Origin of the sequence: Enterococcus sp. DIV1094, assembly GCF_017316305.2 — a bacterium.
GTDB lineage: Bacteria > Bacillota > Bacilli > Lactobacillales > Enterococcaceae > Enterococcus_B > Enterococcus_B mangumiae.
In genome coordinates this window covers 1,962,318-1,982,175 of sequence record NZ_CP147250.1, presented here as the reverse complement: position 1 = coordinate 1,982,175, position 19,858 = coordinate 1,962,318, and the positions used below count along the sequence as shown (strand labels likewise).

Here is a 19,858-nt window from a genome sequence, read left to right as displayed (position 1 = left end):
ATCTAACGGGAGGTGAAAACGTGGAACACTTTCATTCAAAAGAAGAAGAAAAAACCTATTATGAACAAGAAGCACCGGAAGCCGATTTCTTAGCTTGGTACCAAGACCAAGAGCGGCCTGAATATGAGAAACCTTCCTTGACAGTCGATATCGTTTTACTCTGCTATAACAAAGAAGAAGATCAATTAAAAGTTTTGCTTATCCAGCGTAAAAGCCATCCTTATCGAAATTCCTGGGCACTTCCTGGAGGATTCGTCCAAAAGAATGAATCGACAGGTGCCAGCGTCTTAAGAGAAACCAAGGAAGAAACTGGCGTTGTCATCTCAGAAGAAAATATTGAACAACTGCATACCTTCAGTACACCAAACCGTGACCCTCGTGGCTGGGTCGTCACAGTCAGCTATCTCGCCTTTATCGGTGAAGAACCTTTGATTGCTGGAGACGATGCCAAAGAAGTCCAATGGTTTTCTCTGGAACGCAATGCAAACAAGCTTCATTTATCGAGTGGTGAGGTGGCAATCACGCTTGATTTAACGACAAGTGAATCTTCCGGCAAAGACACGTTAGCCTTTGACCACAGCGAGATCATTGTCAAAGCCTTCAACCGTGTCGTCAATAAAATGGAACATGAGCCACAGGTGCTTCAAGTTCTAGGAAAAGACTTCACGATCACAGAAGCACGTAAAGTATTTGCTAAATTTTTAGGGATCGATTTTAAAATGATCGATCATTCCAATTTTAAAAAAGCAATGTTACAGTACTTTGATGAAATCGGCGAACGTCCAGTTGGGATCGGACGTCCTTCAAAAATCTATCAATTAAAACCTGGGCATACAGAATAAAAAGAGGTGAAGGGCAGTAAATGCTCTTCTCCTCTTTTTTGGTTTGTCATAATTAGTGAGCTTTTCTTAAAGAAATTCCTAGAAACAAAAACAATAGTTGTTTTTTATAAACAAGGCGAACCCTGGCGCCCCTACCAGTTTTTTTATTCAAACAGAACTTGTTTTCCTATTTCAACTAATTCCAGACTCTTTTTTCCTGTGGAAGGATTCGTTTGTTCCTGCATATCGATCAATACTAGCTTTTTGCTGTACCATTGCGATTTGTACTGGAGTTTTGCTAATAGCTTATGCCAATCTTGGATTGAAAACTCACCTTCTGAACAGTCTGCTGAAATCGATTCGACAAACAAATAATCATAGTTACGGATGACCGTTCCTGAAATTTGTTCAAAATAGTCTTCTCGTTGAAATTTTTGTTTTAAATACAGGTCTTTGATTTTTCGTTTTTGTTTTTGGTAATTTTTAACTCTTTCAACGTGTGTCCGTCTGTGTTGCGCTGCCCGACCTTTGATCACAAGCTTTCTTTTTGCTCGAACAAGCTGCCGATCGACGTGTTTGAATTTAGGGACCGAGATATCGATCGGTGTGGACATCTCCACTAGACGATCTGGATCATAGGCGATCCCGATCCATTTATTTGATGCTTCCATTGTTTTTTGGGGAACTTCACAAAGCAATGACACATAAAACAGCTCATTGTAACGAGAGGAGATCGTCGCTGAACGAATCGTTCCTTCGATCGGACGATGGGCATGGATGCGGATCTTCTCTTTTAACTTTGGCAGTTTGATGTATGTTTCTTCTAAATAGATCGTTCCCTTTTGGTTGTTCGTCGTATACGACTGCCAAATACTTTTTTTATTTTTCAGTTTGGGGAAGCTTGCGCGTCCTTTAAAATAATTACGAAATGCACGATCCAAGTTTAATTGGGCATTCGCTAAGGCTAAACTATCGACTTCCTTTAAAAAAGGATATTGTTTTTTTAAAGAAGCAGGTGTCAACGTATAATCGATTTCTTTTGTTTCCAAATAATACGCTTGTCTGGCTTTTAATAAATGATTGTAAGTGAAACGCACACAACCAAATGTTTGGATCAACCACTGTTTTTGTGAAGCAGTGGGATAAATTCGAAATTTAAAGGCTTTTAGCATCGGCTTCTCCCTCCTAGTTTGCGACTAGCAAGGCTTCCTTTTGCCGTTTTAATTTTTTTGCATAATAAGCAACTTCTTGCTCCGTTGCATAAACGAAATGCTCTGGTGCGATCTCTCGCAACGAACGAGCTTTTCCATCGTCTGGTTCAGGTTGATACTTGATTCGACGACGTTGACGTTCATGGTCTGGGTCAGGCAAAGGAATCGCTGAGAGTAAACTTTCTGTATAAGGATGTACCCCATGATTATAGATTTCTTCACTTGTTCCCATTTCTAGTAACAAGCCATTGTGCATCACACCGATACGGTCACTGATATGTTTCACCATAGATAAGTCATGGGCAATAAACAAGTAAGTCAAGCCTTGTTCTTTTTGCAAGTCTTGTAAAAGGTTGACTACTTGTGCTTGGATCGATACGTCTAAAGCGGAGATCGGTTCATCACAAATGATAAACTTAGGATTGACCGCTAATGCTCGGGCAATCCCGATCCGTTGACGCTGCCCACCTGAAAATTCATGTGGGTAACGTGTGCCGTGACTGGGATTCAAGCCAACAGTTTTTAGTAATTCATTGACTTTTGTTGCACGTTCTTCGGGTGATTTAGCTAATCCGTTGACATCGATGCCTTCTGCAATGATGTCACGGACTTTCATTCTTGGATTCAATGAAGCATAAGGGTCTTGGAAAATCATTTGCACTTCATGACGAAACTTGGTCATCGCTTCTTTTCCTTTTAGCTTCGTCACATCTTGACCGTCAAATAAAATCTCGCCACCCGTCGGTTCATTCAAACGGATGATCGTACGTCCAGTTGTTGATTTCCCACTACCAGACTCACCAACTAAACCAAATGTTTCTCCTTCATAAATGTGGAAACTGATGTCATTCACCGCATGAACTTCATTTTTCTTTCCGACATTGAAATACTGTTTTAAGCCTTTAACCTCGAGCAGTTTTTTGTTCATTGTTCAGTCCCCCTTGGCCATGTGCTTTTTGCTTTTCTTGAAAAATCGCCCAGCGCCGTTGGATTTCTTCCGGTGGCGTCACTTTAGGTGCTTGTGGGGCTAATAGCCAAGTAGCCGCTTGATGTGTTGGTGATAATTCGAAAAACGGTGGAGCTTGTTCGGCATCGATCTTCAATGCAAACTCATTCCGTGGATAGAACGCATCGCCTTTTGGCGGATTCAAAAGATCCGGTGGCGAACCTGGGATCGCATATAAGCGGTCATTGCCACTTTCCAACGTAGGCATGGAGCCAAGTAAGCCCCAAGTATATGGATGCTGTGGATTGTAGAAAATCTCTTCAGACGTACCGACTTCAATGATTTTCCCACCATACATCACGGCTACTCGATCGGCGACGTTTGCCACAACACCAAGGTCATGGGTGATAAAAATGATCGATGTATCGATCTTTGATTGGATTTTTTTCAACAATTCTAAAATCTGTGCTTGGATCGTCACATCTAGAGCAGTCGTTGGTTCATCTGCAATCAAGATCTCTGGATAACAAATCAACGCAATCGCAATGACGATCCGTTGACGCTGTCCTCCTGAAAATTGATGGGGATAGCTGTGGATACGTTTTTCAGCATCCGGTATCCCTACAAGATTCAATAAGTCTAAAGCGGCTTTTTGTCCTTCTTTTTTCGATACTTTATTGTGCTTACGTAAAGATTCTGCTACTTGTTTGCCGATCGTCATCGTTGGATCTAATGATGTCATCGGATCTTGGAAGATCATTGCGATTTCTTTTCCACGAATCTTTTGCATTTCTTTTTCTGTTTTATCAACAATATTTTGTCCTTTGAATAAAATCTCACCTGAATCGATCGATGCGTTACTTGAAAGTAAACGCATGATACTTCTAGTCGTTACGGATTTCCCACTACCGGATTCACCAACGATCGCCAATGTTTCACCTTTGTTCAAATGAAAATCGACGCCTCGGATTGCTTGGACTTTCCCAGCATAGGTATCAAAGGAGATTTGTAAGTTCTTTACTTCAAGAATTTTCGTCATCGTACTCACTCTTTCATTTTAGGATCAAAGGCATCACGTAAGCCATCTGCTAATAGGTTGAAACCAATCATGATCACCGATAAAGTTGCTGCCGGAATCCATAATAGATACGGCAAGTATAAGAATGTTTTATAGCCATCGCTCAACATCGTTCCCAATGAAGCAGAAGGAGGTGTCAAGCCTAGACCGATGAAGCTTAAGAAAGCTTCGAAGAAAATCGCTGATGGGATACTGAACATCATTTGGATGATGATCACGCTCGAGATGTTTGGCAAGATATGTTTAAAGGCGATCTTCCATTTGGATTCACCTAACGTCATCCCTGCTAATACATACTCTTGGTCTTTTAATTTCAATGTTTGCGCCCTGACGATCCGCGCCATTGGAATCCAGTTCGTGATCGCCATCGCTGCTACGATCGAGAAGATCCCTGGTTCAAAAACGACTAACATCAAGATCATTACGACTAAGTTAGGAATACCAGATAAGACTTCTAAGAAACGTTGCATCGCATTATCTACACGACCACCTAATAAACCAGAGATCAAACCATACGCCACACCGATCGTTACATCTAGTAAGGCCGCGATAAATGCAATCAACAAGGAGATCCGTGTTCCCATGAACAAACGACTTAACACATCACGTCCTAAACCATCTGTTCCTAAAAAGTAGTTCACGTCTGCTGGAACATTTGCTTGTGCATATTTATCGACTAACTCACCTGCAACCATTGCTTTCCCATTCAGGCCATCGATATCGATGCCAGGAATACGGGGTGGCAAGTTGATATAATCCACATTTTGAGCAGTTGGATCGTGAGGAGAAACAAAAATCGTGATGATCGAGATAAAGATGATCGTCAATAGTAGCCCCATGGAAATAACTGCCGCTTTGTTTTTCTTCAATCGACGCCAAGAATCTTGAATAAAATTCAGTGAAGGAGCTTCGATTTTTTCACGTTCTTCTTCTGTATTTTTTTGTAAGGGTAAAAATTCATCTGCAGGTATTTCTGCAATTGTTTCGTAACGTTTAGGTATCAATTCCATCTAGCTTCGGCTCCCTTCAGAAACTCGGATTCTCGGATCAACTAGTCCGTAGAGTAGATCCACGACTAAAATGACTAAGATCAACATAAATGAATACAAGATCGTCACAGCCATGATCGTTGGATAATCATTGGTTGTAATTGATTTAACGAATTGCTCACCGATCCCTGGAATCGCAAAAATATTTTCAACGACTAATGAACCAGTCATCAATGCTACTGCTAGTGGTCCTAACAACGTCATCAATGGGATCAAACTATTTCGTAAGCCATGCTTGAAGGCAATTTCCCAACGACTCAAACCTTTTGCTCGAGCGAGTTCAACATAATCACTATGCAACACTTCCACCATTTCTGTTCGGATGAATCGGGCAGAATCGGCTAATGGCGACATGGCTAATGCGATCGTTGGTAAGATCGTATACATGAACCCATCCCATTTGGCAATTGGTAATACGCGGAATTGGATAGCAAAAATATATTGCAACAGTACCGCAAACACAAAGTTAGGGATAGAACGACCTAAGATCGCGACTAATGTTGAAGACGTATCGACCCAAGTATTTTGTTTCATTGCCGAAATCGTTCCTAGGATCGTTCCAAAGAATGTTCCGAAAATGATTGCTTGTAGCCCAAGTTGTAACGAAGGTCCTACTCGTCCTGCTAATAAGTTAGCAACTGGTTGGTTTTTGAATTGGAATGAGATACCAAAATCTCCTTGGATCAAATTAGAAAGATAGATCCCATATTGAACGATCACTGGTTTGTCCAAACCGACTTGCTTATTCAACATCTCAATCGTTTCAGGACTTAAACGTTCTTGGTTCGTATAAGGTGTTCCAGGTAATAATTGCATCAAAAAGAATGTAATGGTTGCAATCAACCAAAGTGTGATGACCATAAAGAAGACGCGTTTTAATACATATTTTATATAACTATTCACGAATGTTTCCCCCTAGCTTTTGACTTCTGATCAATGTTTCGCTACATTATTTAATGAACCAATGATAAAGGAGCAAAATAATGAAAAAAAAATATCGTCCTTATTTGTTTGCCAGTCTAGTGATCGTCCTCGTATTTCTAAAAAATAGTGTGACTGATCAACTGACTCTTCTTCAATTATCCAATGATTTATTTTTATGTGCGTTGCCGTTTTTGATTATCGGCGGATTTTTATGGGTATTCTCCTCAGGTTTCTTTGATCACTTTCAGCGTTCGATCCATTTAGCACGAACAAGAAACCGGAAAGAAAAACCAGAATTTACTTCACTATCTTCTGTCAGCTACGGTATGTATACCTTTTGGCTGATCATCGCTGGAATTTTGCTTGTGTTTTCGATTGTCTTTGCGCTCATTTCACTTATCTAAATGAACAGCCAAAAGAATGACTAGGATCAGAAAATTGAGATGTCTGGGATCTTTGAACCATCCCAGACACTCTTTTTTCTTTTTTAGGACAGATTATTCTTCAATATATGTCCATTTGTAATCCCATGATGCACCAGCAGCATGATGAACGATACCTTTGACTTTTGGATTAACTAAATGACCTTCAGCTTTTTGATAAACTGGAACGACACCCATATCTTCAGCGATGATTTTATTCGCTTCTTGTAAGTCAGCCCAACGTGCTTGTTCGTCACCAGCATCTTTAGAAGCAGAAGCTTCAACAGCTTTGTCATAGTCAGCATTTGACCATTGACCACGGTTATAAGAGTTACCTGTTACAAATAAGTCAGTGAAACTACTTGGGTCAGCGTAGTCTGCGCCCCATCCACCTAATACTGTGTCAAAATCACCAGATGATGAACGGTCTAGACGAACAGAGAATGGTACTGGTGTAGGTTTCACTTTCACACCATCTAGATTTTCTTGGATAGAGTTTTGGATATATTCGATCACTTTTTTCGTTGAGTCATCATCTGATGCCATCAATTCAAATTCTAGAGAATCGATTCCTAACTCACTCTTCGCTTTTTCCCAATATTCTTTTGCTTTATCTTGATCATATGATACTAATTCGCCTGCTTCTGCTGCGAAATCTTCATTTGTTTCAGGGTTCTTAGTCATGTCCGCAGGAATCAATCCTGTTGAAACAACTGAGCCATCACCCATTACTTGTTTCACTAATGCTTCACGGTTGATTGAATAAGAAATCGCTTTTCTTAAGTTCACATTTTTGAATGGTGAATCGTCTTCTCTTTGATTGAACTCGATATAGCTTGTACGTGCTTCTTTTACTGAAGTGTAAGCTGGATCATTCGCATTTTGTTGTGCTAATTCACCTGACAAGATGACATCGTCTGCTTGTCCATCTTTGAATAGATTCAATGCAGTAGAAGATTCTTTAACAACACTTACTTTGATTTCTGATAATTGGACTGCATCTTTATCCCAATACTCTTCATTTTTCTTGTAAGTCCATTCAGTGTCAGTTCCTGGTCCATCAAAATCAGCTAATGTAAATGGTCCATTGTAAACTGCGTTGTCACTTGAAGATGCGTACGCGTCACCATGTTCCTCAACTACTGCTTGACTTTGTGGGAAGAATGAAGGGAAAGCAAGTAAGTATTGGAAGTATGGTGTTTGTTTTGCTAATGTGATTTCCAATTCATAATCGCCAACTGCTTTGATCCCTAGTTCTGATTTGTCTTTGTCGCCTGCTGTGATTGCTTCAGCATTTTCAACTGGTGCAAAAAGATACGCATATTCTGATGCCGTTGCTGGATCTACCGTACGTTGCCAACCGTAGACATAATCAGCTGCCGTGACAGGTTCACCGTTTGACCATTTTGCGTCTTCACGCAATTTGATTTTATAAGTCAGTCCATCTTCACTAACTTCAGCCATTTCACTTGCACCGGCTGGTTGAGGTTTACTATCTTCATCTAAACGATAAATTCCTTCATACACATTATTTAGTGCAGTAAAACTGATTGTATCTGTCGCGACCGATAAATCGGCTGACGGCATTTCTTGAGGTACTACTAAGTTGAAGACGCCTCCTCCATCTGCTGATCCACTACTTGCAGAACCACTACCATTTGTATCTGCACTGCCGCCACCATAACAACCGGCAAGTACTAGCCCACATAAGGCCACAACACCAAAAGTTAAATTCTTTTTCATCTTCCGTACCCCTTTATCGAAATTTTCAGAATAATTAGTATTTTCTGAGTTGTTTATGAGTTTAATGAATAATTATTAAAATTGCAACAGTTTTTTTTGCTTTTTCTAAAAAATAATGATTATTGAATGAACATTTTATTATTTTTTTCTGAAAAATTGAGATAAATCAAGGATTTTTATCTTATCCTCTCGAGAATAAAATAATCATAAAATAATTACCGTTATAAGAACGTTTCTTATTAATGTTCGGATTTTGCCCAAAAAAAGAGCCTCCACAGTATGGGAGACTCGCATGTTTTATTGGCTCTATAATAAAGTGGACTGATGAATCAATTCTGATTCGTCAGTCCACTTTTTCTTTTTGGGTATTAAAAAACATATCGTTCTCTAGTATGATTAAATCACCACAAAATAAACAACTGAGAGGACGATATGCTCTATGGAAAATTCTATCAAAAAAATGCTCCGATTAACAGATAAATATTTAACCATCCAAGATGTTTCTTACGAAACGTTCCATCAAACCAATACTTTAGTTATTGACGCAGTGTTAGCTCCTCCTACTTCTGCTTGTTTGACTTGTGGCTCTGCCGTGAGAGATTCGAAGGGGAAAACGGTCATTGTCAAAAATGGCAAGAAAATGACCTGCATTCGTTTCGATCAATTCAACCATTTACCGCTAATCATGCGGCTGAAGAAACAACGTTATCACTGTAGAAACTGCCATACCCATTGGACAGCCCAAAGCTATTTTGTTCGGCCAAATCATTCGATTGCCGAGCATGTAAAAATGAAAATCATTGCTTTACTCACCGAAAAGGTCTCCTTATCTTTTATCGCAAAGCATTGCCAGGTGTCTATTCCAACGGTGACGCGTATTTTGAAGTCGTTAAAAACCTATTTACCAAAACAAGCCAAGCGCCACCTGCCCAAAGTATTGATGGTCGATGAATTTCGTTCCCATGTATCCTCAGAAGATAAGATGAGTTTTATTTGTGCCGATGGGGAAACCGGGCAATTAGTTGATATCTTACCCACTCGAAAATTGTCTCGGTTGACCACTTATTTCCAGACATGTGTGAATCCATCTGACGTCGACTATTTAGTTACTGATATGAATGCGGCGTATTTTCAACTAACAAAAAAAGTATTTCCTCATGCCAAACTGGTCATTGATCGTTTTCATGTGGTCAAACACATGAATCAAGCGTTCCAAGATTTTCGTGTCCGTGAAATGAAACGCCTGATTGCTTCGGGCAATCGGACAATGCCAAGGAAATTAAAAAGCCATTGGCGCTTACTCACCAAAAATCGGAAGAATATCAACCACACAGAATATAAAACTTGGCGTAGCTTTCGTGCCCCAAAGTATCCTTACCTGACAGAAGCCATGGTGCTTGACCGTTTATTAAGTGCTTCAACTGCCTTGAAAGTCGCCTATCAAGCGTTCCATGAACTAGCGGATGCCTTTCGTGACAAAGACCACGAGTCATTTTTCACTCTCTTGCATCAGTTACCAGAAACATTAGATAAAGAATTTCGGCTAAAACTACAAAATCTTCTGAGCTATGAAGAAGGGATTCGTCATTCTTTGATTTATCCTTACTCTAATGGGAAAATTGAAGCAAAAAACACCCACATCAAAACACTCAAACGAGTGTCTTATGGCTTTAAATCATTTGAGAACATGCGCATCCGAATCTTTTTGACGAATCAAGTCATTCACGTCAAATAACGAAGAAAATCCGGAGAAGAAGTGTTCACTTCTTCTTCCGGATTTCACTTGATTGCACTCATCAGTCCTTATTGACAAAGAGCCTTTTATTCGATTGTTGTGAAATCATTTTTGGTTCTTCGTTCATTGATCGATTTCCCCAAGGCGTTTTGCCAGAATGATATCTGGTTGATTGATGCCATTTGCATCAGGAATCGCACCAACGATCTGATAGCCCAGCTTTTCATAAAATGTATAAGGATGTTTGTTGAAATTTTTGATTGCTTTCAGTTTATCCAATGGATGATCAAAAAGATCTGTGTGACTGAGACTTGTTGCTCCGTCCACATCATCTGTTCCTAAATAAACCATCACTCCACCTTTAGAGGCGATTTCTTTTTCTAAGTAATCCACTAAACGGCTACCGATATACTTCTTTCGATAAGAAGTTTCTACCACTAGAGGATGAAGTTCCCAGCCTGTCATCCCATATTGAGGGAGCGCACCAATAAAGCCGACTAACCGATCTTGTTCCACTGCTGAAACAGCGATCCGCTCCGTTGCCAGTAGTTCCTCGACTTCTTTCATTGGTTGCTCTCCGTAATCCGCAGGCCAAGTCAATCGCAAAAGGTCAGCAAGCTGATCCTTCAAGCCAATATTTTTACGATCAAATTCACTGATGATCATCTCATTTCCCTCCATTCCGATTTCAGCCTATTCTATCAGCCGAACGAAAAAAAGAGAAGGAAAGAAAACTTAACTTTAAAAATATTTATTTTGCGACAGTTTTTTCTTTTTTCATTTGTTTGCTGCGCAACTGCCCACAGGCAGCATCAATATCTGTACCATGCTCTTTACGAATCACACAATTGATACCATTCTTCTTCAAGACATCGTAAAACTTCAATACATCAGCTTTCGGACTTCTTGAATACTGATCATGTTCACTTACTGGATTGTATGGGATCAGATTGACATAGGTCAATTTTTTCTTATCTTTCAATAAGTCTGCAAGTTGTTGTGCATGCTCAGGTCGATCATTTACTTGGTTCAACATAATGTATTCGAACGTGATCCGGCGATTGGTCTTCTCCAAGTACTCATCGACAGCTTCCATCAATTTTTCAATTGGGAAACGGCGATTGATGCGCATCATGGATGTGCGGACTTCGTTATTTGGTGCATGTAATGAAATGGCTAAGTTTACTTGTAACCCATTTTCAGCAAATTCTTTGATTTTATTCGCCAAACCACTTGTTGACACGGTGATGTGACGTGCGCCGATCGCTAAACCTTTCGCATCATTGATAATATGCAAGAAATCCATCACATTGTCGTAATTGTCAAATGGTTCACCGATCCCCATCACGACGACATGCGACACGCGCTCGCCTAGTTGACGTTCATCGAAGTAATGTTGGACCATCATGATCTGCGCCACGATCTCACCGGCTGTTAAATCACGATTTTTCTTTAATAGCCCACTCGCACAGAAAGTACAGCCGATATTACAGCCAACTTGTGTAGTTACACACACAGACAAACCGTATTCCTGTCTCATCAAGACCGTTTCGATCATATTTTTATCTGGCAACTCAAATAAATATTTGACTGTCCCATCACTTGCCTCTTGCACGACCATTTGTTTCAATGGATTGATCACAAAATGCTCAGATAGCTTTTCAATCAAACTTTTAGACAGATTGGTCATCTCTTCAAAGCTGGTCACACGCTTTTGGTAAAGCCATTCCCATACTTGTGACGCACGGAATTTCTTTTCACCATGTTCTAAAAACCAAGCAGTCAATTCTTTATTCGTAAAACCGTAAATGGATTGTTTTTCCACGATTATTCCCTCTTTTTCTCAAAGTATCGCTACATACTATAACTGATTCCTTTTATTAATGCAATAGTTCACAAAAGAAACTAAATAATCGTTAAAAACTAGGACTACTTCTTATTCAGGTCAGGATTGAATATCATCCACCTCATCATATTCTTCTGTCAACTTTTCTGGATCTAAAATCAACCACTTGATAAAGATAAGACCAAGAATGAGTAAAGTCGCTGGGATGATCAAGAAGAAACTGAATAAAAGAGGTGACCCATACCCGACAGCAGAAATGATCAAGCCAACCACTTTTTTAGAGTCTACTGCTTTTGAAAGTAATAAGTACAAGGTTAAAGTAAAGCCGATCACACAAATCATACTCAGAATCGACCAAAAAATGATCCCATAAAAGTTGCCCCAAATACGTGTCACATAGATGAGCGGAACCAGACCTGACTGCTCTGCTACTCGGTTAAAGAAACCGAAAAGGTAAACCACTGTTTGAACGATATTCAAGATGAAAATCGTTTTGATCATTTTTTTATGCATGTTGTTTTCTCCTTTTCTAGTAGTAGAAGCCATCGTAGCGATAAGGCTCGTAATTATAAAAATCCTGGATGATCGAATGACGATAACTCAATAAACTATACAGAAAAAATACGATGATTCCAAGATGTAATACGATGATCCCAATTTGAATAATAAACATGGCTACTCCAGCACGACTCCAAGTTTTTTGAACTTTTTTAAATGTGGCTATATCTGTATAGTCGCCATCTCTCCATGCCCATTCGTTGCCTTTGAATCCGCAAATAAATACCCAAACAAGATTGAATACTGGAATCAAACATAATAGTGGCAGATAGGTTTTATTCCCGATTCCCCAAAGAATATTGAGAGAAAATGCTCCCCAGTTCCATTTTTTGATTTCTTCCGGCACTTCCTTGTTGCCCCCTTGAAGGACAGCATTTGCAAAGCCAACTTGAGGTTCATCAATAGGTGCTTTTTGGTTTTGACTGGTTGGTTGTAGCGGTTCTTTGATTGATTCTTCATTTGGTTCTTTAGCTGGTTCTTCGATGGGCGCTTTGATTAGTTCTTCATTCGGTTCTTTAGCTGATTCTTCGATTGGCGCTTTAATCGCTTCTTTAGTTGGTTCTTCGATGGGGGCTTCATTTGATGCTTCGATTGGCTCTTTGATCAGTTCCTCGTTCGGTTCTCCTGTTACTTCGTCTGTTTGTTCTTGCGTTCGTGCTTCACCTTGCTCGTTGACAGGCGTATCGACCACTTCCTCCGTCATTTCTGTGGGTTGTTCATTTGCCATTTCTTCGGCAGCTTCATTCGTTGCTTGATCGAGCTTTTTGGTTTTCTCATCGTTCATTCAGTGAATCTCCTTTCATCTAAAAAAACTATTGTGTCTTTAAGCTTATCATTTTTTTAGGAAGAATAATTTTATAATCATTGTTCTGTTACTACCTGTTTTTTTTAGTCTTAGATATTTTTTTAAACTACACACAAAAAAAAGCAAAAAATCAATTCAATAAGAAAAGATTTCTTGCTTTTAATTTATATCTCTTGATTGTCAGATAGTGGCTGATCCATGGATTCTTCCACCTGCTCAATAAAGACTTTACGTGGTTTACTTCCTTCTGAAGGACCTACGACTCCATGCGCTTCCAGCTCATCGACTAAACGGGCTGCCCGATTGTAACCGATTCTGAAACGTCGCTGCAATAAAGAAATACTTGCAGTTTGCATTTCGATGACTAACGCCTTTGCCTCTTCAAATAGTTCATCTTGTGGTTGCTCGTTTGAACCCGTTGATTCGACTTCATCGGTCGGCATCATTTTCTCTTCATAATTTGCTTCTTGTTGATCCGTTACAAAGCTTACCACCCGTTCGACTTCATGATCGGAGATGAATGCGCCTTGGACCCGGATCGGTTTGTTCTCACCCATTGGCAAGAAGAGCATATCCCCTCGTCCCAAGAGCTTTTCAGCACCATTGGAATCAATGATCGTCCGTGAATCGGTTCCGCTGGATACAGCAAACGCCATGCGGGAAGGAACGTTTGCTTTGATGATCCCAGTGATAACGTCCACACTTGGTCGTTGTGTCGCTAAGATCATATGGATTCCTGCGGCACGAGCCATTTGCGCTAAACGAATGATCGCATCTTCAACTTCGTTACTTGCGACCATCATCAGATCCGCCAATTCATCGACAATGACGACGATAAACGGCAAGGTTGGATGTTTCGTCCCATTTTCCAGATTTTTTTGTTGAACAAATTCATTGTACCCAGAGATATTTCTCACACCAGTTGCAGCAAATTTCTCGTAACGTTCTTCCATTTCCTGAACGACTTTTTGTAATGCTTGCGCCGCTTTTCTTGGGTTAGTTACGACCGGCGTCAATAAATGCGGGATGCCGTTATACATATTCAACTCAACCATTTTCGGATCGATCATCATCAATTTTACTTCATGCGGTTTTGCGCGCATCAAGATACTTGTGATGATCCCATTGATGGCGACCGACTTCCCACTACCAGTCGATCCGGCAACAAGCAAGTGAGGCATTTTAGATAAATCAGCCGTTTGGACACGACCAGAAACATCTCGTCCTAATGGTACTTCCAATAGTTTGTCTGGATGATCCGGCTGTGCTTCGATGATCTCTCTAAAGGAAACCATACTGATCTTGCTATTCGGTACTTCGATCCCAATCAATGATTTCCCAGGAATCGGCGCTTCCATCCGGACATCTTTTGCAGCTAAAGCTAACGCAATATCATCCGTCAAACTAACGATCTTACTTACTTTTACTCCGACAGCCGGTTGGATCTCAAACTTCGTCACAGAAGGTCCTAAACTCGCTTTGACGACTTTTGCATCGACACCAAAACTTTGGAAGGTTTGTTCTAGGACGCCAATGTTTTTCTCGATTTTCTTATACTCGTCACTTTGGTCTACCGTCTGTGCCGAATCTAATAAATCGATCGAAGGTAGTTCGTATGCTTGATTTTCTTCTTCTGCTTCGATCTCAAATTCTAGTGCAGTGCCATCATCTTCAAAGAGCTCTTCTTCTGATAGCTCCTGCGTTTCTGTCGGCTGTGCTGTTGCTTGTGTCGGACGTTCCATCACAGGAGACTGGACATTCCCTTGAAAACTATCGATGGGAACAAAACTCAATTGTTCTGGTTCCTTTTCTTCATAACTATTTGAAGCTTGTTCGTCAAAATTATTTTGACGAGTCGCTTGTTTTTGTTCCATTTCCGCCATTTCAGCTTCTGCTGCTTCTTTCGCAGCAAGTCGCTTGGCTTCTTTTGCTTCGGCGCGTTGCTTTTGTCGTTCTTCTTTCGCTGCTTGTTTACGTGCCTGTTTCTCTGGATCTCCTTCCAACAATTGTTGGAATTTCTCTCCCATGGTCTGCAAGCCATCCAGTAATTGATGTCCTTCGATATTACTGATCAAAGTTGCTCCGCCAATAATCAGTAAAACAGCAACAAAATAACTACCTGGTTGAGCAATCAAAAAGAACGTCAAATTATAAAGAAATGCACCTAACATCCCTCCACCGACATTTGCGGTGATTTGACTTTGGCGAATATCTGCCGATAGCAGGTCCCAAGTCGTTCCGATAATATTTGGTTCACCACTGTTCAATTTCCCAAAAAGGTTGGCATGTAAAAAGAGCAAGATACCTAAATAAAACAGTCCTACTCCCAACCAACGACGACTCTTGCCCATCGTAAATTCTCTATTTTTGACCATGATCCAAAATCCTAAAACTGCTAATACTACACAGAGGATCTGATACGTATTTCCAGCGACTATGCGAAAGCCGTTCGCCACTAAAATGCCTAAAAAGCCAAGTTTTAAAAAGCCAAAGACGGCAAATAGTATAAAAGCAAAGCCAACACCGATCGCAATCATTTGCTCCTGCTGCTGTTTTTGTTTTTTTGTTTTTCTCTTCTTCTTAGCAGGACGTTTTTTCTTTGCCATGATTTATCCCTCTTTTCATCAAGTTCCATTATACAAAAAAAAGCAAGCGAACAAAAGTTTTGTTTGTCCGATTGCTGATTTTCTTTCTTTATCAAAAAAAGAAGAGCCGGACCTACGTCCTCTCTTCCTTTTTTTCATATTCATTTTTTATGAAGAAATGGTTCAAATGACCAGCTACTCGCCAATATTCGCTCCATTTTCACGAATCACTTGTTGGTACCAATAGTAGCTATCTTTTTTGTAGCGATCAAGTGAACCTTCTTGTGTTTCATCTTGATCCACGTATACAAAACCATAACGTTTTTGGTAACCATTCAACCAGCTAAGCAGATCTGTATAAGACCAAGTGCAATAGCCCAAGACTTCTGCGCCATCTGAAATTGCTTCTTTGATTGCTTTTACATGGCTTTCCAAGTAGTTGATACGATAATCATCGTGGATTTTTTTATCTTCGGTCAATTTATCGTATTCACCTAAACCATTCTCAGTAATCAAAACAGGAATACGGTAACGGCTTGTGATCCGACGCAACGCAACACGTAACCCTTCCGGATCAATCTCCCAATCCCAATTCGTACGTTCGACAAATGGATTTTCGATCTTTTTATACATGCCAGGTACGCCTGTCTCCTCTGATGAGCCTTTTTTACCTGTCGTATTCATCTTACCAGCACCCACGCCATCCAATGGATTAAAGGCATTCGTTGCTGTTTGATAGTAGTTGATCCCTAAAAAGTCAGGTTTGGCTGAAGCTAATAGTTCCTCATCGCCCGCTTCGATCGTTGGTGCCCATCCTTGCTCTTCTAAGAATTTCATCGCAGCAATCGGATATTTGCCCCACATGTACACATCCATCCAATAATGAGCCATCAAATCTTCGGCATTTTCAGCCGCCAAAATGTTTTTTGGATCGCTGTCGATTGGATAGTTTGGCGTATACGCAAAACTTGGTCCGATCTTCCCAGGCATGTCCATTTCATGAAAGGCATTGATGACAGCTGCATTTGCCAAGTTTGCAATGTGGTTCACCTGATACATCCGTTTTGGATCAGTTACTCCAGGAGGATGTACAGCTAATAAATAACCTAGTGAAGTGAAAATATTTTGCTCGTTCAAACTCACCCAATAATGGACTTTGCCACGAAACGCTTCGAATAACGTTTTTGCATAGTTCGTAAAATCTTCGATGATCTGACGAGATTCCCATCCTTGGTATTCATCTTGTAATGCTTGTGGTAAATCCCAATGATACAATGTCAACATTGGTTCAATGTCGTTTTTGATCAATTCATCAATCAAGTCCATATAGAAAGCCAAACCTTCTTGATTGATCTCCCCGCGGCCATTTGGAAAAATACGTGTCCAAGCCACAGAGAAGCGATACGTTTTCAAACCTTGTTCTTTCATCAAGGCAATGTCTTCTTTATAACGATGGTAGTGATCTACTGCTAGGTCACCATTCGTTCCTTTAAATGTCTTACCTGGAATACGGACAAAGCGATCCCAAACTGACTCACCTTTTCCGCCTTCTTGCCATGCGCCTTCTACTTGATAGGCTGCTGAAGCAGATCCCCAAAGAAAATCATCAGGAAATGCCGTTAACTTTTGGTGTTCCATGAACATCTTCCTTTCCTAGTTCAATCTTTACCTCTTTAGAATAACACGAAACCCTTTTCATTACCAAGTAGATTTTCGACTTTTCATCACAAAAGTCTAGTCATTTAAAAAATAAGTCTGACATATAGCAAAAAAAGAGAGCACAGCAGATGCTGTCCCCCCTTTTTCGGATTTCACCATGATTTTGCGCCTCATGCCATCCTGTCACCTATTCTGGTGTGACATCCTCGCCAAACCATTTCTCTGAAATCTTTTTAAACTCTCCGTTTTCAACCAATTCAGCGATGCCATCATTGATTTTCTTCACGAGTAGTTCATCATTTTTTCGCGCACCGACAGCAAAATCTTCTCCGTCAAACTCCCCTTTGATCACGTTGAAATCATCTAATTCGTCGCGTACGGTCAAAAAGTATTCTGCGTAGACTTTATCGATCAAGACGCCATCTGTACGACCACTCTTCAAATCGATCAATGCTTCATTGAAACTTGCGTATAAGACCGCATCTTGATTTTTTACATAATCTTTCAAGATCTCTGGGTGTCTGACAAACATATCATAGCCAGAAGAGCCATTTTGTGCGCCTAATACTTTGTCTTTCATTTGTTCAAAGCTAGTGATGCCAGAATCTTTAGGTGTGATCAGTACTTGATCATTTTTCATATATGGTTTTGTGAACAACACTTTTTCTTCACGTTCCGGTGTTTTTGAATAACCATTCCAGATCAAATCGATCGTCCCATTATTCAATTCGAATTCTTTCATCGACCAATCGATGGGCTGGAATTCAACCGTGATGCCATATTCATCAAAGACAGCTTTTGCCAAATCAATATCAAAACCTGTCAGTTTGCCATCTTTATCACGAAAACCCATTGGTACAAAACTGTCGTCTAGTCCCACGATGATCTTTTTTTCTTGATTGATCCTTGTCCAACTTTCTGTCGCTGTCCGCTCGTTCGTGCAGCCAGTTAAAAAGAAAAAACCAATCAAAGATAGGATCAAAAAGCTGAATTTTTTCATTTTCTCCCCACCGCTTTCTTACTTACTTGGTACAACTTTGATCAATTGATCCCCAACATTTTCAGCAAATACTAAATCATGGGTCACGATGATTTGTGTCACACCTTCTTCTTTTAATGTAAGAATCAATTTTTCTACTTGTTGACGTAACTCTGGATCTAACGCACTCGTTGGTTCATCATACGCTAATACTCGCGGGTTCATTGCCAACGCACGGGCAATTGCCACCCGTTGTTTTTGTCCCCCAGATAACTGATAAGGATAATTTCCCAATAAATCACGAATACCTAAGGAATCAGCTAACTCTTCTGCTTTTTTCGTGTATTCTTCTTTGCTTTGTTTCAACACCATTTTAGGCGCCAAAGTAATATTGTCAAAAATACTCAAGTGTGGGAAAAGCTGAAAATCTTGAAACACGACTCCTATAACTTGTTCTTCTGTTTTCAATTCAAATGGGTCGAATTTTGAGCCATCAAGGAAAAACTCGCCACTGTCTGCTTTTTCCAATCCAGCTAAAATACGTAGCATCGTTGTTTTTCCGCCACCAGACGGTCCGCCGATCGCCAATGTTTGTCCTTCTGGGATTACTAAGTTAAAATCTTTGATCACTTGTTTGTCACCAAATGATTTACTAATATTTTTTAATTCAATCATCGCTGTTCCCTCCTCGATTCTTAGCGGTAATAATTTAATTTTTCTTCAATTTGTTTCAACACGATCGTCAAAATCCCTGTCAATGCTAGGTAGATCAACGCAACACCAAGTAGTGGAAGCAAGCTAGCATCTCGTTCCATCGCAATCTTCCCTGCGCGCATCACATCTCCTAGACCTAAGATATAAATCAAAGAAGAATCTTTCACTAGATTGATGACTTCATTCCCTACAGAAGGTAAAACGATTTTTGTTACTTGCGGAATAATGATTCTTGTCACTGTTTGGAAAGGACTCAACTGTAACACTTGCGCTGCTTCATATTGCCCTTTAGGAATTGACTGGATACCGCCACGGAAAATCTCTGCAAAGTATGCAGCATAATTTAAAATGAATGCGATCAAGGCAGCTTCGAAGCGGTCAAATACGATCCCAATCGTTGGTAAGCCATAAAATACGAAAATCAATTGTAATAATAGCGGTGTTCCTCGCATGATCCAGACATACGTCTGTAAGAAATAACGTATCGGTTTAAAATGCAACGACAATCCTAAAGCTAAAATAATTCCTAACGGCAAAGAACCAATCAAGGTAAAGGCAAATAATTTTAAGGTTGTCAGCGCCCCTACTAACAACTGTGGCATCACTTCTAATAAATCATTCATTTTTCTTCCTCCTCTTTTCTTTAAAGGGGTACATTGTTAGCTGTCCCTTCCAACCACATGAAAAACAAAAAAAGTCCTTTGATCCGAAGATCAAAGGACGTAAAATACGTGGTTCCACCTTTTTTTATTAGTTTTTCGCAAAACTAACCTTATCTGGTCG

Annotated in this window: 17 protein-coding genes, 2 pseudogenes and 1 other annotated feature (1 of these 20 running past the window's edge); of the genes and pseudogenes, 3 read left to right on the top strand and 16 right to left on the bottom strand. The window is 40.1% G+C overall.

Going from position 1 to position 19,858, the window contains the following annotated elements:
- The first annotated feature begins 20 nt into the window (after positions 1–20).
- Positions 21–842, top strand: a complete 822-nt coding sequence (locus tag DOK79_RS09445) for an NUDIX domain-containing protein (RefSeq protein WP_206853365.1) — start codon at positions 21–23, stop codon at positions 840–842.
- A 143-nt stretch (positions 843–985) separates the two neighbouring features.
- On the opposite strand, the gene DOK79_RS09440 is transcribed toward DOK79_RS09445, so the two are convergent.
- From DOK79_RS09440 to opp3b, 5 genes are read right to left on the bottom strand one after another with little or no spacing between them, the layout of a single operon-like run.
- Positions 986–1,993 carry an RNA-guided endonuclease TnpB family protein gene (locus DOK79_RS09440; protein ID WP_206853367.1) on the bottom strand — a complete coding sequence of 336 codons (1,008 nt, stop codon included), beginning with the start codon at positions 1,991–1,993 and terminating at the stop codon, positions 986–988.
- Positions 1,994–2,006: 13 nt separating this feature from the next.
- Positions 2,007–2,960 carry an ABC transporter ATP-binding protein gene (locus DOK79_RS09435; protein WP_206853369.1) on the bottom strand — a complete coding sequence of 318 codons (954 nt, stop codon included), beginning with the start codon at positions 2,958–2,960 and terminating at the stop codon, positions 2,007–2,009.
- A complete protein-coding gene (locus tag DOK79_RS09430) occupies positions 2,935–4,017 on the bottom strand; it encodes an ABC transporter ATP-binding protein (RefSeq protein WP_206853371.1) in 1,083 nt (360 codons plus the stop codon). The genes DOK79_RS09435 and DOK79_RS09430 overlap by 26 nt, the downstream gene beginning before the upstream one ends.
- Positions 4,018–4,022: 5 nt before the next feature.
- Positions 4,023–5,066, bottom strand: coding sequence for an ABC transporter permease (locus DOK79_RS09425; RefSeq protein WP_206853373.1), 1,044 nt, complete (start codon positions 5,064–5,066; stop codon positions 4,023–4,025).
- Entirely contained in the window at positions 5,067–6,008 is a 942-nt protein-coding gene (opp3b, locus tag DOK79_RS09420; RefSeq protein ID WP_019722500.1) for an oligopeptide ABC transporter permease, read from the bottom strand. It lies immediately after the preceding gene.
- Between the two features lie 80 nt (positions 6,009–6,088).
- Between opp3b and DOK79_RS09415 the strand changes: the two genes are divergently transcribed.
- Positions 6,089–6,433 carry a DUF3899 domain-containing protein gene (locus tag DOK79_RS09415; protein WP_206853375.1) on the top strand — a complete coding sequence of 115 codons (345 nt, stop codon included), beginning with the start codon at positions 6,089–6,091 and terminating at the stop codon, positions 6,431–6,433.
- 93 nt (positions 6,434–6,526) lie between these two features.
- Here DOK79_RS09415 and DOK79_RS09410 read toward each other — a convergent pair whose 3' ends face one another.
- Positions 6,527–8,194: a peptide ABC transporter substrate-binding protein gene (locus DOK79_RS09410; RefSeq protein ID WP_206853376.1), complete on the bottom strand. Its 1,668-nt coding sequence runs from the start codon at positions 8,192–8,194 to the stop codon at positions 6,527–6,529.
- 439 nt (positions 8,195–8,633) lie between these two features.
- Here DOK79_RS09410 and DOK79_RS09405 point away from each other — a divergent pair, with 439 nt between their 5' ends.
- Positions 8,634–9,929, top strand: a complete 1,296-nt coding sequence (locus DOK79_RS09405) for an ISL3 family transposase (RefSeq protein WP_207115953.1) — start codon at positions 8,634–8,636, stop codon at positions 9,927–9,929.
- Between the two features lie 123 nt (positions 9,930–10,052).
- Here the strand turns inward: DOK79_RS09405 and aac(6') are convergent, their stop codons facing one another.
- From aac(6') to DOK79_RS09360, 10 genes and pseudogenes are all read right to left on the bottom strand, one after another.
- Positions 10,053–10,595, bottom strand: a complete 543-nt coding sequence (gene aac(6') / locus DOK79_RS09400) for an aminoglycoside N-acetyltransferase AAC(6')-Ii (RefSeq protein WP_206857046.1) — start codon at positions 10,593–10,595, stop codon at positions 10,053–10,055.
- 85 nt (positions 10,596–10,680) lie between these two features.
- Positions 10,681–11,754: a 23S rRNA (adenine(2503)-C(2))-methyltransferase RlmN gene (gene rlmN, locus DOK79_RS09395; RefSeq protein ID WP_206857045.1), complete on the bottom strand. Its 1,074-nt coding sequence runs from the start codon at positions 11,752–11,754 to the stop codon at positions 10,681–10,683.
- A gap of 120 nt (positions 11,755–11,874) precedes the next feature.
- The gene (locus DOK79_RS09390) at positions 11,875–12,288 is read right to left on the bottom strand and encodes a hypothetical protein (protein ID WP_206857043.1); all 414 of its coding nucleotides are present in this window, start codon (positions 12,286–12,288) and stop codon (positions 11,875–11,877) included.
- 16 nt (positions 12,289–12,304) lie between these two features.
- Positions 12,305–12,679, bottom strand: a complete 375-nt coding sequence (locus DOK79_RS09385; RefSeq protein WP_206857053.1) for a ribonuclease G — start codon at positions 12,677–12,679, stop codon at positions 12,305–12,307.
- Positions 12,680–13,302: 623 nt separating this feature from the next.
- Positions 13,303–14,820: pseudogene (locus DOK79_RS15505) on the bottom strand (DNA translocase FtsK); the annotation flags it as partial.
- A 74-nt stretch (positions 14,821–14,894) separates the two neighbouring features.
- Positions 14,895–15,744 (bottom strand): annotated as a pseudogene (locus tag DOK79_RS15500) (cell division protein FtsK); the annotation flags it as partial.
- Positions 15,745–15,918: 174 nt separating this feature from the next.
- Positions 15,919–17,361, bottom strand: coding sequence for a glycoside hydrolase family 1 protein (locus DOK79_RS09375; protein ID WP_206857039.1), 1,443 nt, complete (start codon positions 17,359–17,361; stop codon positions 15,919–15,921).
- Positions 17,362–17,569: 208 nt separating this feature from the next.
- Positions 17,570–18,382, bottom strand: coding sequence for an amino acid ABC transporter substrate-binding protein (locus DOK79_RS09370; RefSeq protein WP_206857037.1), 813 nt, complete (start codon positions 18,380–18,382; stop codon positions 17,570–17,572).
- 18 nt (positions 18,383–18,400) lie between these two features.
- Complete coding sequence (locus tag DOK79_RS09365) at positions 18,401–19,036, bottom strand: amino acid ABC transporter ATP-binding protein (RefSeq protein WP_206857036.1); 636 nt, start codon at positions 19,034–19,036, stop codon at positions 18,401–18,403.
- A gap of 20 nt (positions 19,037–19,056) precedes the next feature.
- Positions 19,057–19,698 carry an amino acid ABC transporter permease gene (locus DOK79_RS09360; protein ID WP_206857035.1) on the bottom strand — a complete coding sequence of 214 codons (642 nt, stop codon included), beginning with the start codon at positions 19,696–19,698 and terminating at the stop codon, positions 19,057–19,059.
- Between the two features lie 90 nt (positions 19,699–19,788).
- Positions 19,789–19,858, bottom strand: a binding site (T-box leader); it runs 161 nt beyond the window's last position.